Raw genomic sequence first — 15528 nt, 5'->3', positions numbered from 1 at the left:
CGCACCGGCGGGAGGGGGCCGGGGGACCCCCGGGGGCGTGGTAGTTTCGTTGCATAGGCGCAGCCGTTGTATGCTGCTCCGGTTGCCTGGGGCTCTCCCGGGCTTTTCCTCGTAAATGCATCTGAAGTCTTTGGAGTGTCCCGTGGCTGCCAACTGCGACGTCTGCGGCAAGGGGCCGGGCTTCGGCAACAGCATTTCCCACTCGCACCGCCGTACCCCGCGCCGTTGGAACCCCAACATCCAGCGGGTGCGCGCGGTCGTGGGGAAGACGCCGAAGCGGCTCAATGTCTGCACCTCGTGCATCAAGGCCGGCAAGGTCTCGCGCTAGCGCGTGACCCCTCCGCGCTGACGCGTTCTCGCAGCGGCGCAGCCGTCCGGCTCTCAGGAAGCCGGTCCACCTCGCGGTGGGCCGGCTTTTCGGCGTCACCCCGTCCGCAGGGACCTGGCCTGCCAGCCGTGGTCGACGGGGCCGATGCCGGCGCCGAGGGGGAAGCCGGCGGCGATGGCGCCGGTGACGTAGGACTTGGCGAGGCCGACCGCGGTGGGCACGTCGTGGCCCTGGGCGAGGCAGGTGGCCAGTGCGCTGGCCAGGGTGCAGCCGGTGCCGTGGGTGTGGCGGTTGGGGTATCGGGGGGCGTGGTACCAGCGTTCGGTGCGGCCGTCGGAGAGCAGGTCGGCGCACTCGGCGTACTGCTCGGCGTCGGGCAGGTGGCCGCCCTTGACGAGCACCCAGCGCGGGCCGCAGGCCAGTACGGCGTCGGCGGCGGCCCGCATGCCCTCCTGGTCGGTGACGGTGATGCCGGTGAGCCGGGTCACCTCGTCCAGGTTGGGCGTGGCGACGGTGGCCAGCGGGAGGAGTCTGCGGCGGACGACGTCGGGGGCGTCGCCGCGCAGCAGGGCGTCGCCGTGCTTGGAGGTGCCGACCGGGTCCACGACGACGGGCACGTCGAGCCCGGTGAGCAGGTCGGCGACGGTGCCGGCGAGTGCGGCGGAGCCGAGCATGCCGGTCTTGACGGCCTGGACCCCGATGTCGTCGACGACGGCGCGGAACTGCGCGCGTACCGCCCCCTGCGGCAGGTCCCAGGTGCCGTGCACGCCGAGGGAGTTCTGCGCGGTGACGGCGGTGACGACGCTCATGCCGTGGGCGCCGAGGGCGAGCATGGTCTTGAGGTCGGCCTGTATGCCGGCACCGCCGCCGGAGTCGGAACCGGCGACGGTGAGCACCCGGGCGGGCGGACGGTTCACGCGTCGTCGCCGAAGTGGTCCCAGCCGCCGGCCTTCTCCCAGGGGGCGCCGTCGACGGTGACCTGCGGGGTGCGTCCTGCGGGTGCGGTGACCGAGCCGATGACCCGCCAGCGGGCGGGCAGTTTCACGTCGGGCGGGAAGGTGGCGACGATGGCGTGGTCCTCGCCGCCGGTGAGCACCCAGTGCAGCGGGTCGACGCCGACGGCGGTGCCGATGTCGGTCATCTGCGCGGGCACGTCGACGGCGGCGGACCGCAGGTCGATGTCGGCGCCGCTGGCCGCGGCGATGTGGCCGAGGTCGGCGACCAGGCCGTCGCTGACGTCGGTCATGGCGGTGGCGCCGAGTTCCGCGGCCGCGGGTCCCGCGTGGTACGGGGGCTCGGGGCGGCGGTGGGCCTCGACGAAGGCGCGCGGGGAGCGGAAGCCGCGGGAGAGGACGGCGAGCCCTGCGGCGGACCAGCCGAGCCAGCCGGTGACGGCGACGACGTCGCCGGGACGCGCCCCCGATCGGGTGACGGCACTGCGGTTGCGCAGGTCACCCAGTGCGGTGACGGCGACGGTGATGGTGTCGCCGCGGACGACGTCGCCGCCGACGACGGCAGCGCCGGCGACCTGGCACTCGTCGCGGATGCCGTCCATCAGCTCGATGGGCCAGGTGGCGGGCAGGTCGGTGGGGACGACCAGGCCGAGCAGCACGGCGGTGGGGACGGCGCCCATGGCGGCGATGTCGGCGAGGTTCTGCGCGGCGGCCTTGCGGCCGACGTCGTAGGCGGTGGACCAGTCGCGGCGGAAGTGCCGTCCTTCGACCAGGATGTCGGTGGTGGCCACCACCCGCCGGTCGGGCGCGGTGACGACGGCCGCGTCGTCACCGGGGCCGATTTTCACGGCCGGGGTCGAGGTGAGGCGGGAGGTCAGTTCCCTGATGAGCCCGAACTCCCCCAACTCGCCCACAGTCCCCTTCATCTCATCGTCCCCTTAGGTCTCGGCATTCGCCGGTTCTGCTGCGTGTTTCCCGTCAATACGGGGGTCAGGTACCGCGCGGGTCTCCCCGCTGTGCGCGACGACGCGATAACGTGGCGTCCCCCTTCCCACATGATCCTCGTAGCCGCCCTGGAGGTTCCGTGGTACAGGCCTACATCCTGATCCAGACCGAGGTCGGCAAGGCCTCGGCAGTAGCGGAGGTGATCTCCAAGATCGACGGTGTCATCCAGGCCGAGGACGTCACGGGTCCCTATGACGTCATCGTCAGGGCCCAGGCGGACACGGTCGACGAACTCGGCCGGATGGTGGTCGCCAGGGTCCAGCAGGTGGACGGCATCACCCGAACCCTGACCTGTCCCGTGGTCCATATCTAGCCCCCGATATGCTCGCCCGGTGGCGCTCTTCCACCGGGTGGTTCTCATCAACGTGTCCGCCGTCGCGTGCCTTGCCGCGGCGGCGGCCTACGGTTTCGCGACGTCCGGTAGCGGTGACGGCGCCGTCGCCGTACCGGTTCCTGACGCGCGTACCGCCGGCTACTGCCGTGCGCTGCACGACGCGCTGCCGCAGAAGGTCCAGGGGCTGTCGCGGCATGGTGTGGGGTCGCGCTCCGAGCTGGTCACCGGGTGGGGGGACCCGGCGATCGTACTGCGCTGCGGGGTGCCGCGACCGGCGGTCGACGACGATCCCGAGGCCGACGGTGTCGACGCGGACGGGGTGAGCTGGTCGGTCGAGAAGGGGTCGGGCGGTTCGCTGGTGCTCACCACGACGCTGCGCCTGGCGTACGTCGAGGTGCGGCTGCCGAAGGAGCACGCCGTCGACATCGGTCCGCTCACCGACCTCGCCGCCGCCGTGAAGAAGACGATCCCCGAACTGTGAGGCCCCGCGGGTGGGCCGCGGGGCCGCAGGGACGTTTCAGCGCAGCCCGGTGGAGCGCCGCAGTGCCGCCTGGATGAGCCGGTCGACCAGCTCGGGGTAGTCCACGCCGCTCTCCTGCCACATCCGCGGGTACATCGAGATCGGGGTGAAGCCCGGCATGGTGTTGATCTCGTTGATCACGAACTCGCCGCTGTCCAGCAGGAAGAAGTCCGCCCGCACCAGGCCCTCGCAGGACGCGGCCTCGAAGGCGGCCACCGCGAGCCGCTGCACCTCGGCGGTCTGCTCGGGGGTGAGCGGCGCCGGCACGACGCCTTCCGCCGAGTCGATGTACTTCGCCTCGAAGTCGTAGAAGGCGTGGGTGGTGACCGGCGGGATCTCGGCGGGCACCGACGCGCGCGGCCCGTCCTCGAACTCCAGCACCGCGCACTCGATCTCGCGGCCGCGCAGCAGCGCCTCGACCACCAGCTTGGGGTCGTGCCTGCGGGCCTCGGCGATGGCCGCGTCGAGCCCTTCGGGGCCGTCGACCTTGCTGATGCCGAACGAGGAGCCGCCGCGGGCGGGCTTCACGAACAGCGGCCAGCCGTGCTCGGCGGCGAAGCCGGTGAGGCGTTCGCGGACGGCGGCCGGGTCGCGGTCCCACTCCCGCGGGCGGACCACGGTGTAGGGGCCGACGGCCAGGCCGAAGGAGGTGAAGATCCGCTTCATGTACTCCTTGTCCATGCCGACGGCGGAGGCGAGCACGCCCGCGCCGACGTAGGGGACGCCGGAGAGTTCGAGCAGACCCTGCAGGGTGCCGTCCTCACCGTAGGGGCCGTGCAGCAGCGGGAAGACCACGTCGACCTCGCCCAGTGCCTTGGGCACCGCGCCGGCCTCGGTGTAGACGACCTCGCGGCTTGCCGGGTCGACCGGCAGGACGACGGCGCCCTCGTGGTCGGCGACCTGCTCGACGGTGGGCATCCGCCGGTCGGCGATGGCCATCCGGTCGGGCTCGTCGGCGGTCAGCGCCCAGCGGCCCTCGGTGGTGATGCCGATGGGCAGGACGTCGTACTTGGTGCGGTCGATGGCGCGCAGCAGGCTTGCCGCGGTCACCACCGAGACACCGTGCTCGGAGCTGCGGCCGCCGAAGACGACGGCGACCCGCGGCTTGCGTGCGTAACCGGACGGCGCCTGGCGGACGGCGGGCTCGTCGGGTCCCGGGCTCTGGGGGGAAGGCAGGTTGCTCATGACGCGTTGACCTTACCTTTCGGACTTCGCGGACCGTGACATCAACTCCCGCACGGCCACGACCGGCGGCTTTCCGTTGTGCACGATATCGACCACGGTCTCCGTGATCGGCATGTCCACGCCGTGGCGGCGGGCGAGATCGGCCACCGACTCGCAGGACTTGACGCCCTCCGCGGTCCGCCGGGTGACCGCGATGGTCTCGGCCAGGCTCATGCCGCGGCCGAGGTTGGTGCCGAAGGTGTGGTTGCGGGACAGCGGCGAGGAGCAGGTGGCGACCAGGTCGCCCATGCCGGCCAGGCCCGCGAAGGTGAGTGCGTCGGCGCCCATCGCCATGCCCAGCCTGGTGGTCTCGGCCAGGCCGCGGGTGATCAGCGACGCCTTGGTGTTGTCGCCGAGCCCCATGCCGTCGGCGATGCCGACGGCGAGCCCGATCACGTTCTTGACCGCGCCGCCGAGTTCGCAGCCGACCACGTCGGTGTTGGTGTACGGGCGGAAGTACGCGGTGTGGCAGGCGGCCTGGATGCGGCGGGCCACCGCGTCGTCCCGGCAGGCGACGACGGACGCGGCGGGCTGCCGTTCGGCGATCTCGGGCGCCAGGTTGGGCCCCGACAGGACCGCGACCCGGTCGGGTCCGGTCTTGGCGACCTCCTCGATGACCTCGCTCATCCGCTTGGCGGTGCCCAGCTCGACGCCCTTCATCAGGCTGACCAGCACCGCGTCGCCGCGCAGCAGCGGCGCCCACTCGGCGAGGTTGCCGCGCAGCGTCTGGGAGGGCACGGTGAGGAAGACCAACTCGGCGTCGTGCGCGGCCTGCGCCGCGTCGGCGGTGGCGGTGACGGCGGCGGGCAGTTCCAGCTCGGGGAAGTACTCCGGGTTGTGCCGGGTGGTGTTGATGGCGTCGACGAGGGCGGGCCTGCGCCCCCACAGCGACACCTGGCACCCGGCGTCGGCGAGCACCATGGAGAAGGCGGTGCCCCACGACCCCGTGCCGTAGACCGCGCAGCGCACCGTCACTTGCCCTCCCGTGCCTTGCGCGGGTCGAAGAGCCCCTCGGGGGCCGGTTCGCCGCGCAGTTCCGCGAGCAGCTCGGTGACGGCGCGCATGATGGTCTCGGTGACAGCGCGCAGCGTCTCGGCGGTGGGCTCCAGGCCGTAGTAGGCGTCCAGGTCGACGGGCGGTCCTGCGACGACGCGCAGCGTCTTGCGGGGGAAGAAGCGGAACTTCTTCTCCTTCGCGTACGGCGGCATGGCCTCGTTGGCGCCCCACTGGGCGACCGGGATGACGGGGGCCTTGGTGAGCAGGGCGACGCGGGCGACGCCGGTCTTGGAGACCATCGGCCACATGTCGGGGTCGCGGGTGAGGGTGCCCTCGGGGTAGAAGGCCACGCACTCGCCCGACTCGATCGCGGTGACCGCGGCGCGGAAGGCGTTGGCGGCGTCGGTGGACTCCCGGAAGACCGGGATCTGGCCGGTACCGCGCAGCACTGTGCCGACGAAGAACGGCTTGAACAGGGCGGCCTTGGCCAGGAAGCGCGGCACCCGTCCGGTGTTGTACTGGAAATGCGCGTACGACAGCGGGTCGAGGTACGAGTTGTGGTTCACCGCCGTGATGAATCCTTCGTCGGCCGGAATGTGCTCCATTCCGCGCCAATCCCGCTTGAACAGCACAATGAGCGGCGGTTTCGCGATGACGGCCGCCAGGCGGTACCAGAAACCGATTCTGCGGCGGGACACCCGGACTCCTCTACGTTGCGATGGCGCTGCCGCTCAGCATCGCGGCTACCAGAGACTAACGCCAGGTCTCGGGCCGCCGGGGGGCACCTCTGACACTCGGTGACAATGGTGGGGTGGATGTGACGGGGATGTGGTCGCTCGTGGTGCCGCTCAAGCCGCTTGCCGTGGCCAAGAGCAGGCTGGCGGGGGCGGCGGGGGCGGTACGGCCCGCGCTGGCGCTGGCTTTCGCGCTGGACACGGTGGGCGCGGTGCTGGAGTGCGCGGAGGTGGCGGACGTCACGGTGGTCACCGACGACCCGACGGCGGGCGCGGAAGTGGCCGGGCTCGGGGCGCTCGTGGTGCCCGACGTCCCGGCGGCCGGGCTGAACGCGGCACTGCGGTACGGGGCGGGTCTCGTACGGCAGCGGCGCCCGTCGGCGGCGGTCGGAGCGCTGAACGGCGATCTCCCGGCCTTGCGGGCCGCCGAGCTGGGTGAGGTGCTCAGGGAGGCCGCGCGGCTGCCGGGGCGGGCGTTCCTGGCCGATACGGCGGGTCCGGGGACAACGTTGCTCACCGCGTCGCCCGGTGTCGCCCTCTCCCCCGGCTTCGGCGGCGCCTCACGGGAGCGCCACCTCGCCTCCGGCGCGCGCGAGATCACACTGCCGGGGGTGCCCTCGGTGCGGCAGGACGTGGACACCGCCGCCGACCTGGAGGCGGCCCGCGCACTGGGCCTGGGACCGCGCACCGCGCTGCTCTTCCCGGCCCGCACCGCCTGACTAGGCTGGGGCCATGCAAGCGACGGCGTTCACCTTTGACCCCGGCACCCGGGCGGGCAGTGTGCTGCTGGACGACGGGACGCCGGTGGCGTTCGACGCGGCGGCCTTCGACGCGGGCGGCCTGCGGCTGCTGCGGCCCGGCCAGCGGGTGCGGATCCGCACCGAGGGCGAAGGGGACGCGCGGCGGGTGGTCTTCGTGACGCTGCAGACGTATCCCGACCCGGGCGCGTAAGGCGGGGCACAGGGCAGCACGGAGGCGACGGCACCAGGCAGAGCCGAAACGGCCGCGCAAGGCAGGCCGAAAGCGGGCGCGTAAGGCGGGCCGGGACCGGGCAGGCACGCAGCGGGAGAACGGCGCGGGCCGGGCCACCCCTTGCGGGGTGCCCGGCCCGTCGCGGTCGTCCGGCGGCGCCGGAGTGCTACCTGGCGGCAGCCCGCTTGGCGGTGGTCTTGCGCGCCGAGGTCTTCTTGCCCGGCGTCTTCTTGGCGGTGGCCTTCTTGGCCGGCGCCTTCTTGGCCGCGGTCTTCTTGGCCGCGGCCGCCTTCTTCGTGGCGGTCTTCTTGGCCGCGGTGGTCTTCTTGGCGGCGGTCTTCTTGGCCGCCGTGGTCTTCTTCGCCGCGGTCTTGCGGGCGGTGGTGGCCTTCTTGGCGGCGGCCTTCTTCGTGGTGGTCCGCGCGGTGCTGGAAGCACCACCGGTCAGGCTGCCCTTGGGGGCCTTCTTGACCGCGACCTCGCCGCCGCGCGGGAGCTTCTTGGCCCCGCTGACCAGGTCCTTGAAGCCCTGCCCTGCGCGGAACCGCGGCACGGAGGTCTTCTTGACCCTGACCCGCTCCCCGGTCTGGGGGTTGCGAGCGTAGCGGGCCGGGCGTTCGACCTTCTCGAACGAACCGAACCCGGTGACCGAGACCCGGTCGCCGGAGACCACCGCGCGGACGATCGCGTCGAGAACCGCGTCAACCGCGTCCGCGGCGGCCTGCCGGCCGCCTACCTTGTCGGCAATCGCTTCTACGAGCTGCGCCTTGTTCACGTCTTCCCCTTCGGAAACTTGCCCGGCGAATGAGTGCGGGCCTTTTCGCACGCTAGGCGGATATATACCGCAAATCAAATACGAAACGGGCGAATCACCCTTGTGCCGCAACGAACTCGGGGGGCTGCGTGATCAGCGATCGGGGATTCCGAGCTCGTCCAACTCGGCCTCCAACACGTCCAGACGCCGTGCCGCGTCGGCGAGATCGTGCTTCGCCGCGGCGGTCACCGCCAGGAGCCTTCGGGTCAACTCCCGCCTGGTCTCATCAGGGACTTCGGCGTTGACCACCCGTGTGTGCGCGTGCTTCAGGCGCGCGGCGAGAACCCCGTAGAGGCGGAGTTGGCCGTCGCGTTCCATGCGTCGATTGTGCCATCTGCGGCGAGTTGTCAGCAGTGACAGGGCCAACCGGGTGTTCCGGGGTCCTTCCATCGGACTTTTGGACGGCCCGCGGGGCCTTGCGGCCGGCACTGTCGATCATGCCCCGCACCCCTTCCGGGCACACGAAAACGCCCCCCGCGAGGTCGCGGGGGGCGTTCTGCGGCCGACGGGAGCCGGCGGGAGCGGTGTCAGGCCCTGACGGTGCTCGGCTTGTGGGAGGGCCGGCGGCTCTCGAACGCGGCGATGTCCGCCTCGTTGCCGAGCGTCAGGCTGATGTCGTCGAGCCCTTCGAGCAGTCGCCAGCGGGCGTTGTCGTCCAGCTCGAAGGGGGCGGTCACGCCCTCGGCGCGCACCTCGCGGGCCACCAGGTCGACGGTGACCTCGGCGGTCGGGTCGGCCTCGGTCAGCTTCCACAGCTGCTCGATGACCTCCTGCGGGAGGACCACGGTGAGCAGGCCGTTCTTGAGCGAGTTGCCGCGGAAGATGTCCGCGAAGCGGGACGAGAGCACGGTCTTGAAGCCGTAGTTCTGCAGTGCCCACACGGCGTGCTCGCGCGAGGAGCCGGTGCCGAAGTCGGGTCCCGCGACCAGCACGGTCGCGCCCTTGCGCTCGGGGGCGTTGAGCACGAAGGACTCGTCCTTGCGCCAGGCCTCGAACAGGCCGTCCTCGAAGCCGTTGCGGGTGACCTTCTTGAGCCAGTGCGCGGGGATGATCTGGTCGGTGTCGACATTGCCGCGGCGCAGCGGCACGGCCCGGCCGGTGTGGGTGGTGAAGGCTTCCATCGGGCTCAGACCTCCGTCAGGACAGGGGCGTCGGACAGGTCGGCGGGCGAGGCGAGGCGGCCGAGCACCGCGGTCGCGGCGGCCACCTGCGGCGAGACCAGATGCGTACGGCCGCCCTTGCCCTGCCGTCCTTCGAAGTTGCGGTTGGAGGTGGACGCGGAGCGCTCACCGGGCGCCAGTTGGTCGGGGTTCATACCCAGGCACATCGAGCAACCCGCGTGCCGCCATTCGGCGCCCGCCGCGGTGAACACCTTGTCCAGGCCCTCGTCGACGGCCTGCAGCGCGACCCGTACGGAGCCCGGTACGACCAGCATCCGGACACCGTCGGCGATCTTGCGGCCCTGCACGACGGACGCGGCGGCCCGCAGGTCCTCGATCCTGCCGTTGGTGCAGGAGCCGACGAAGACGGTGTCCACGGCGACCTCGCGCAGCGGCTGCCCCGCGGTCAGGCCCATGTACTCCAGCGCCTTCTCCGCAGACAGGCGGTCGCCGGGGTCGGCGAAGGACGCCGGGTCGGGCACCGACGCGCTCAGCGGCGCGCCCTGGCCGGGGTTGGTGCCCCAGGTGACGAACGGCGTCAGCGCGTCCGCGTCGATCCGCACCTCGTGGTCGAAGACCGCGTCCTCGTCGGTGCGCAGCGTCTTCCAGTACGCCAGCGCCTCGTCCCAGTCCGCGCCGGTGGGGGCGTGGTCGCGCCCTTCGAGGTAGTCGAAGGTGATCTGGTCGGGGGCGATCATGCCGGCCCGCGCGCCCGCCTCGATCGACATGTTGCAGATGGTCATCCGGGACTCCATCGACAGCTTCTCGATGGCCGAGCCGCGGTATTCGATGACATAGCCCTGGCCGCCGCCGGTGCCGATCTGCGCGATCACGGCGAGGATCAGGTCCTTGGCGGTGACGCCCTCGGGGAGTTCGCCGTCGACGGTGACGGCCATCGTCCTGAAGGGGGCCATCGGCAGCGTCTGGGTGGCCAGCACGTGCTCGACCTGCGAGGTGCCGATGCCGAACGCCAGCGCGCCGAAAGCGCCGTGGGTGGAGGTGTGGCTGTCGCCGCAGACCACGGTGGTGCCCGGCTGGGTCAGGCCCAGCTGCGGTCCCACCACGTGGACGACGCCCTGGTCGACGTCGCCCAGCGGGTGCAGCCGCACCCCGAACTCGGCGCAGTTCTTGCGCAGCGTCTCCAACTGCGTGCGCGAGACCGGGTCGGCGATCGGCTTGTCGATGTCGAGGGTGGGGGTGTTGTGGTCCTCGGTCGCGATGGTGAGGTCGGTGCGGCGCACCTGCCGGCCGTTCATCCGCAGCCCGTCGAACGCCTGGGGGCTGGTCACCTCATGGAGCAGGTGGAGATCGATGAAGAGCAGATCGGGCTCGCCTTCGGCGCGGCGGACGACATGGTCGTCCCAGACTTTTTCCGCGAGTGTCCTACCCATCGCTGTCCCTCCGGCCCCGGCCTTCTTCGCCCCGGGCCAACTCGGTGTGTGGTCGGCGCCGTGTCTTCCGCGCCTGCATCCCAGCCTGACGGCTTCCCGGGAAAATTGAACTTGCGTTTCACAGTGTGAGACGCGAGTATCGTTGCATGGACAACTCTAGCGGCGTCGGCGTTCTCGACAAGGCTGCTCTGGTGCTCAGCGCACTGGAGTCAGGACCGGCCACCCTGGCCGGGCTTGTCGGCGCCACGGGCCTCGCCCGCCCCACCGCGCACCGGCTGGCGGTCGCGCTCGAACACCATCGCATGGTGGCCCGCGACATGCAGGGCCGCTTCATCCTCGGCCCCCGGCTGTCCGAGCTGGCCGCCGCGGCGGGCGAGGACCGGCTGCTCGCCACGGCGGGTCCTGTCCTGACGCACCTGCGGGACATCACCGGTGAGAGCGCCCAGCTCTACCGCCGGCAGGGCGACATGCGGATCTGCGTGGCCGCCGCCGAGCGGCTGTCCGGACTGCGGGACACCGTGCCCGTGGGCTCCACGCTGCCGATGAAGGCCGGCTCCGCCGCCCAGGTGCTGATGGCCTGGGAGGAGCCCGAGCGGCTGCACCGCGGCCTGCAGGGCGCGCGCTTCACCGCGACAGCGCTGTCCGGGGTGCGCCGCAGGGGCTGGTCGCAGTCGATCGGCGAGCGCGAGCCGGGTGTGGCGTCGGTCTCGGCGCCGGTGCGCGGCCCGTCGAACCGAGTGGTGGCCGCGGTGTCCGTGTCCGGGCCGATCGAGCGGCTGACCCGGCACCCGGGGCGTATGCACGCCCAGGCCGTCGTGGACGCCGCCGCACGGCTCTCCGAGGCGCTGCGCCGCTCCGGCTGACCGCCGCGCGCGGGCCGGCCGGCCAGTCCGCCTTCCCGGCCCGCGCCGTCCCCGCGGGCCGGGAGGGCGTTTTTCCTGCGTGGCCGGGCACGGATGAGCCGGGCCGGGAGTGCCCCGGGAAAACACCGAAGCCCGCCGCAGTTGCGACGGGCTTCACATTTTCCCGGTGCTGGTACCCCCGACCGGATTCGAACCGGCGCTACCGCCTTGAGAGGGCGGCGTGCTAGGCCGCTACACAACGGGGGCGGGCCTGGCGATCCTCGCGTCGTCACGTCCGGGAGCGACCCGGAGGGGACGGAATGAAAGGATCTGTACCCCCGACCGGATTCGAACCGGCGCTACTGCCTTGAGAGGGCAGCGTGCTAGGCCGCTACACAACGGGGGCTTGCATCGACATGCGCTGGGGTACCAGGACTCGAACCTAGAACAACTGAACCAGAATCAGCCGTGTTGCCAATTACACCATACCCCACCAGAACGCAACCCCTGCGGGCCTTGTTCGGCTTGCGCTCCCGGCCGGGCCTTTCGGCCCTCTCGGGCGGCGCAGGAAGAACATTACCCGATCAGGGACACCGCTCCAAAACGGGTATCGGAGCGCAGCAGCCCGGGCAGCTCGTGCAGTCCGGTGATCCGCGCCAGCTCCGGCCGCCCGCCGACCCCGTGCCGGTCGAGCCAGATCCCCAGCAGCCCCGCCTCCGACGCGCCACGGGCGTCGATGTCCGGCTCGTTGCCGACGTAGGCGACCTCGCGCGGCTCCAGGTCCAGCGCGCGGCAGGCGGCGTGGAACGCCTCGGCCTCGGGCTTGGAGACGCCCAGCTCGGCCGCGCACAGCAGCACCTCGAAGCGCTCCCTGACGCCGAGCGTGCGCAGCTTGCGGTCCTGGTGGGCGAAGGCGGAGTTGGACAGCACCGCGTGCCGGTAGCCGTCGGCCAGCCCGTCGAGCGCGGGCAGGGTGTCGGGGAAGAGCGCCCAGGCGGCCTCGTAGTGGACCATGTGGCGGCCGAACCAGGCCTCCGCCTCCTGGTCGGTCAGCGGCAGCCCGAGGAAGTCCCGTACGCGGTCCCTGCGCTGCCCCTCGAAGTCGCACTCGCCGTCGGCGAAGCGCCGCCAGTGCTCGACGGTCAGGTCCCGCCACAGGTCGAGGGCCTGACCGACGCTGTCACAGCGGTCGGGCAGGCCCTCGTGGTCCAGGTGGTGCCGCATACCAGTGCGCTCGGCACTCGCGTAGTCGAAGATCGTGTCGTCGATGTCCCAGAGCACCGCACGGATCGCCATACGGACAAATCTAGTGGCGTGCCGCCGGATCCCGCCGCCCTCGCGCAGATCCGGCGGCCGGTGGCCTACGGCCTCAGGCCGCCAGGCGGGCCAGGGCGGCGTCGATGCGGGCCAGGGCGCGGTCGCGGCCGAGGACCTGGAGGGACTCGAAGAGCGGCAGGCCCACCGTGCGGCCGGTGACCGCGACACGGACCGGCGCCTGTGCCTTGCCGAGCTTGAGGCCGTGCGCCTCGCCGGCGGCCAGCACGGCCTCCTTGAGCGCCTCCGGGCTCGTCCAGTCGGCGCCCGCCAGCTTCTCCCGGGCCGTGCGCAGCAGCGCGTCCGAGCCCTCCTTCATCGCCTTGGCCCAGGACGCCTCGTCGGCGACCGGCTCGGGCAGGAAGAGGAAGTCGACGTTGGCGGTGATGTCGGACAGCACCGTCAGCCGGGTCTGCGCGTGCGGCGCGATGGCCTGCCAGGCGGCCTCGTCGAAGTCCTCGGGCGCCCAGGGCGCGTGCGGGGCCCGCAGCCAGGGGGTGCAGGCCGCGGCGAAGGCCTCGGGGGAGAGCAGCCTGATGTGGTCGCCGTTGATCGACTCGGCCTTCTTCAGGTCGAAGCGCGCCGGGTTGGCGTTGACGTCGGCGATGTCGAACCTGGCGACCATCTCGGCGGGCGAGAAGACGTCCTGGTCGGCGGAGTAGGACCAGCCCAGCAGCGAGAGGTAGTTCAGCAGCCCCTCGGGCAGGAAGCCGCGCTCGCGGTAGAGGTTGAGCGAGGACTCCGGGTCGCGCTTGGAGAGCTTCTTGTTGCCCTCGCCCATGACGTACGGCAGGTGCCCGAAGTCGGGGATCTGCTTGGCCACGCCGAGGCCGATCAGCGCCTCGTACAGCGCGATCTGCCGCGGGGTGGAGGACAGCAGGTCCTCGCCGCGCAGCACGTGCGTGATGCCCATCAGGGCGTCGTCGACCGGGTTGACCAGGGTGTAGAGCGGGGCGCCGTTGGCGCGGACGATGCCGTAGTCCGGGACGTTGTCCGGGGTGAAGGTCAGCTCGCCGCGCACCAGGTCGGTGAAGGTGATCGTCTTGTCCGGCATGCGGAAGCGCACGATGGCGCTGCGGCCCTCCGCCAGGTAGGCGGCGGTCTGCTCGGCGGTGAGGTCGCGGCAGTGGCCGTCGTAGCCGGAGGGGCGGCCTGCGGCGCGGGCGGCCGCGCGGCGGTCCTCCAGCTCCTCGGCGCTGCAGTAGCAGTCGTAGGCGTGCCCGGCCTCCTTCAGGCGGCGGGCCACGTCGGCGTAGACGTCCATCCGCTGGGACTGCCGGTAGGGCGCGTGCGGGCCGCCGACCTCGGGTCCCTCGTCCCAGTCCAGGCCGAGCCAGCGCAGCGAGTCCAGCAGCTGGCGGTAGGACTCCTCGGAGTCCCGGGCCGCGTCGGTGTCCTCGATCCGCAGCACCAGGGTCCCCTGGTGGTGGCGGGCGAAGGCCCAGTTGAACAGTGCGGTGCGGACCAGGCCCACGTGCGGGTTGCCGGTCGGCGAGGGGCAGAAGCGGACGCGTACGTCCGTGGAGGGTGCGCTAGCCACGCGAGATCACCTTGTTGGTGAGAGTGCCGATGCCTTCGATGGTGACGGCGACCTCGTCGCCGGGGTGCAGCGGGCCGACCCCGGCCGGGGTGCCGGTGAGGATCACGTCGCCGGGCAGCAGGGTCATCGCCTCGGTGATGTTGACGATCAGGTCCTCGATGGAGTGGATCATCTGTCCTGTGCGGCCGGCCTGCCGCAGTTCGCCGTTGACGGTCGCGGTGATCGCCAGGTCGGCGGCGCCCGCCAGGTCGATGCCGGTCTCGATCCAGGGGCCGAGCGGGCAGGAGGAGTCGAAGCCCTTGGCCCTGGCCCACTGCTTCTCGGCCTGCTGGGTGTCGCGGGCGGTGACGTCGTTGGCGCAGGTGTAACCCAGGATGACGTCCTTGACCCGCTCGCGCGGCACGTCGCGGCACAGCCGGCTGATGACGACCGCCAGCTCCGCCTCGTGGTGGACCTCCTGGGAGAAGGTCGGGTAGACGATGCTGTCACCCGGGCCGATCACCGAGGTGGACGGCTTGAAGAAGGCCCAGGGCGCGGCCGGCACCTCGTTGCCCAGTTCCGCCGCGTGGGCTGCGTAGTTGCGGCCGATGGCGACGACCTTGTTGGGCAGGACCGGCGGCAGCAGGCGGACCTTGTCCAACGGCACCTTGGTGCCGGACAGTTCGAAGTCCGCGAAGGGGACGCCCTTGATGATGTCGAGGACGAGCCCTTCGAAGCCGCTGGGGCCGCCGGTGCCGGTCGGGTCGCCCTCGACCGCGCCGAAGGCGACATTCCCGTCGATGGAGAACCTGGCGATGCGCATGGGCTCAGCTTAGTAGTCCGGCACCGCTCCGCCCGCCGGCGCGTCGCCGCAGGTCAGGCCGCCGCGCGGGGGCGCTCAGCGGGTGACGGGGGCCTTCGGCAGCTCGTTGAGCACGGTGCGGCGCGGGTTGGCGGTGGTCTGCGGCAGCTCACGCGCCGCGGTCTGCGCGCCGGCGGCGGGGGCGGCCCCGAGTTCCGTCGCGTCCTTCAGATGCGCGAGAGTGGTACGCCGCGGGTTGGCGATCATCTGGCGGAACATCAGGGTGGTCTTCATCGGCCGTCGGGACCTCGGGGGCTCGGCGGGCCGCGCAGGGCGGACCGCGGTTGACAGAAATGGGCTCCGTGTAAACCACCACGCTAGCGGCGCCGATTCCCAGCGCCGGGCGGTCCAGACATCTGACGGGTTGTGATTTTGCTCACCAAGTGAGCGTCAATTCCGGCATTGCGGACACTCTCCGCCGCCTCGGGAATCCGACATCAGGCACCAACCACCGGAAACCGCCCGCGGGGCGGCCGTTGTGAGCGACCCGCGCGACCTGTGCGAGCTTGACCCCAAGGTCCGCATTGCCCCGGTTTCGGAGAATCGGAGGTCGACGGAAC

19 protein-coding genes and 3 tRNA genes are annotated in these 15528 nt (G+C 71.7%); 6 read left to right on the top strand and 16 right to left on the bottom strand.

The features are described 5' to 3' along the window. Positions 1 to 142 precede the first annotated feature (142 nt). Positions 143 to 328 carry a 50S ribosomal protein L28 gene (gene rpmB / locus JT723_RS06635; RefSeq protein ID WP_033173090.1) on the top strand — a complete coding sequence of 62 codons (186 nt, stop codon included), beginning with the start codon at positions 143 to 145 and terminating at the stop codon, positions 326 to 328. 95 nt (positions 329 to 423) lie between these two features. Here the strand turns inward: rpmB and thiD are convergent, their stop codons facing one another. Together thiD and JT723_RS06625 are read right to left on the bottom strand one after the other, a co-directional pair. Beyond that, positions 424 to 1245 (bottom strand): bifunctional hydroxymethylpyrimidine kinase/phosphomethylpyrimidine kinase, encoded by an 822-nt coding sequence (gene thiD, locus JT723_RS06630; protein ID WP_251512468.1) that lies wholly within the window; start codon positions 1243 to 1245, stop codon positions 424 to 426. Beyond that, complete coding sequence (locus JT723_RS06625; protein ID WP_205043522.1) at positions 1242 to 2207, bottom strand: thiamine-phosphate kinase; 966 nt, start codon at positions 2205 to 2207, stop codon at positions 1242 to 1244. The genes thiD and JT723_RS06625 overlap by 4 nt, the downstream gene beginning before the upstream one ends. Positions 2208 to 2365: 158 nt before the next feature. Here JT723_RS06625 and JT723_RS06620 point away from each other — a divergent pair, with 158 nt between their 5' ends. Next, positions 2366 to 2599 carry an Lrp/AsnC family transcriptional regulator gene (locus JT723_RS06620; RefSeq protein WP_205043521.1) on the top strand — a complete coding sequence of 78 codons (234 nt, stop codon included), beginning with the start codon at positions 2366 to 2368 and terminating at the stop codon, positions 2597 to 2599. 19 nt (positions 2600 to 2618) lie between these two features. Then, positions 2619 to 3101: a DUF3515 domain-containing protein gene (locus tag JT723_RS06615; protein WP_251512466.1), complete on the top strand. Its 483-nt coding sequence runs from the start codon at positions 2619 to 2621 to the stop codon at positions 3099 to 3101. A 36-nt stretch (positions 3102 to 3137) separates the two neighbouring features. On the opposite strand, the gene JT723_RS06610 is transcribed toward JT723_RS06615, so the two are convergent. The 3 genes from JT723_RS06610 to JT723_RS06600 are packed head-to-tail and all read right to left on the bottom strand — an operon-like array spanning position 3138 to position 6058. Further along, on the bottom strand, positions 3138 to 4325 hold the full coding sequence (locus JT723_RS06610; protein WP_205043520.1) for a D-alanine--D-alanine ligase family protein: 1188 nt from the start codon (positions 4323 to 4325) through the stop codon (positions 3138 to 3140). A 12-nt stretch (positions 4326 to 4337) separates the two neighbouring features. Then, a complete protein-coding gene (locus JT723_RS06605; protein ID WP_205043519.1) occupies positions 4338 to 5339 on the bottom strand; it encodes an NAD(P)H-dependent glycerol-3-phosphate dehydrogenase in 1002 nt (333 codons plus the stop codon). Next, positions 5336 to 6058, bottom strand: coding sequence for a lysophospholipid acyltransferase family protein (locus JT723_RS06600; protein WP_205043518.1), 723 nt, complete (start codon positions 6056 to 6058; stop codon positions 5336 to 5338). The genes JT723_RS06605 and JT723_RS06600 overlap by 4 nt, the downstream gene beginning before the upstream one ends. A 128-nt stretch (positions 6059 to 6186) precedes the next feature. Here JT723_RS06600 and cofC point away from each other — a divergent pair, with 128 nt between their 5' ends. Next, positions 6187 to 6813, top strand: coding sequence for a 2-phospho-L-lactate guanylyltransferase (gene cofC / locus JT723_RS06595; protein ID WP_205043648.1), 627 nt, complete (start codon positions 6187 to 6189; stop codon positions 6811 to 6813). A 13-nt stretch (positions 6814 to 6826) separates the two neighbouring features. Continuing rightward, positions 6827 to 7045, top strand: coding sequence for a hypothetical protein (locus JT723_RS06590; protein ID WP_205043517.1), 219 nt, complete (start codon positions 6827 to 6829; stop codon positions 7043 to 7045). Between the two features lie 187 nt (positions 7046 to 7232). On the opposite strand, the gene JT723_RS06585 is transcribed toward JT723_RS06590, so the two are convergent. From JT723_RS06585 to leuC, 4 genes are all read right to left on the bottom strand, one after another. Then, the gene (locus JT723_RS06585; RefSeq protein WP_205043516.1) at positions 7233 to 7841 is read right to left on the bottom strand and encodes an HU family DNA-binding protein; all 609 of its coding nucleotides are present in this window, start codon (positions 7839 to 7841) and stop codon (positions 7233 to 7235) included. 132 nt (positions 7842 to 7973) lie between these two features. After that, entirely contained in the window at positions 7974 to 8198 is a 225-nt protein-coding gene (locus tag JT723_RS06580) for an SCO5555 family protein (RefSeq protein ID WP_205043515.1), read from the bottom strand. Positions 8199 to 8407: 209 nt separating this feature from the next. Further along, positions 8408 to 9001, bottom strand: a complete 594-nt coding sequence (leuD, locus tag JT723_RS06575; protein ID WP_205043514.1) for a 3-isopropylmalate dehydratase small subunit — start codon at positions 8999 to 9001, stop codon at positions 8408 to 8410. Between the two features lie 5 nt (positions 9002 to 9006). Continuing rightward, positions 9007 to 10431 carry a 3-isopropylmalate dehydratase large subunit gene (gene leuC, locus JT723_RS06570; protein ID WP_205043513.1) on the bottom strand — a complete coding sequence of 475 codons (1425 nt, stop codon included), beginning with the start codon at positions 10429 to 10431 and terminating at the stop codon, positions 9007 to 9009. Between the two features lie 146 nt (positions 10432 to 10577). Between leuC and ndgR the strand changes: the two genes are divergently transcribed. Beyond that, entirely contained in the window at positions 10578 to 11294 is a 717-nt protein-coding gene (gene ndgR, locus JT723_RS06565) for an IclR family transcriptional regulator (RefSeq protein WP_205043512.1), read from the top strand. 170 nt (positions 11295 to 11464) lie between these two features. Here the strand turns inward: ndgR and JT723_RS06560 are convergent. The 7 genes from JT723_RS06560 to JT723_RS06530 all read right to left on the bottom strand — a co-directional run bounded on the left by JT723_RS06560 (position 11465) and on the right by JT723_RS06530 (position 15202). After that, positions 11465 to 11540, bottom strand: a tRNA-Glu gene (locus JT723_RS06560). A 66-nt stretch (positions 11541 to 11606) separates the two neighbouring features. Further along, positions 11607 to 11679 (bottom strand) — tRNA-Glu (locus tag JT723_RS06555). 15 nt (positions 11680 to 11694) lie between these two features. Continuing rightward, positions 11695 to 11766, bottom strand: a tRNA-Gln gene (locus JT723_RS06550). 83 nt (positions 11767 to 11849) lie between these two features. After that, the gene (locus tag JT723_RS06545; protein ID WP_205043511.1) at positions 11850 to 12569 is read right to left on the bottom strand and encodes an HAD family hydrolase; all 720 of its coding nucleotides are present in this window, start codon (positions 12567 to 12569) and stop codon (positions 11850 to 11852) included. 73 nt (positions 12570 to 12642) lie between these two features. Further along, complete coding sequence (gltX, locus tag JT723_RS06540) at positions 12643 to 14127, bottom strand: glutamate--tRNA ligase (protein ID WP_205043510.1); 1485 nt, start codon at positions 14125 to 14127, stop codon at positions 12643 to 12645. Beyond that, the gene (locus JT723_RS06535) at positions 14120 to 14929 is read right to left on the bottom strand and encodes a fumarylacetoacetate hydrolase family protein (protein ID WP_205043509.1); all 810 of its coding nucleotides are present in this window, start codon (positions 14927 to 14929) and stop codon (positions 14120 to 14122) included. The genes gltX and JT723_RS06535 overlap by 8 nt, the downstream gene beginning before the upstream one ends. A 75-nt stretch (positions 14930 to 15004) precedes the next feature. Next, the gene (locus tag JT723_RS06530; protein WP_205043508.1) at positions 15005 to 15202 is read right to left on the bottom strand and encodes a hypothetical protein; all 198 of its coding nucleotides are present in this window, start codon (positions 15200 to 15202) and stop codon (positions 15005 to 15007) included. Positions 15203 to 15528 lie beyond the last annotated feature (326 nt).

It is taken from the genome of Actinacidiphila bryophytorum (assembly GCF_016916835.1).
Lineage (GTDB): Bacteria > Actinomycetota > Actinomycetes > Streptomycetales > Streptomycetaceae > Actinacidiphila > Actinacidiphila bryophytorum.
The sequence above is the reverse complement of the archived record's forward strand: the minus strand, read 5'-3'. Positions and strand labels throughout refer to the sequence as shown.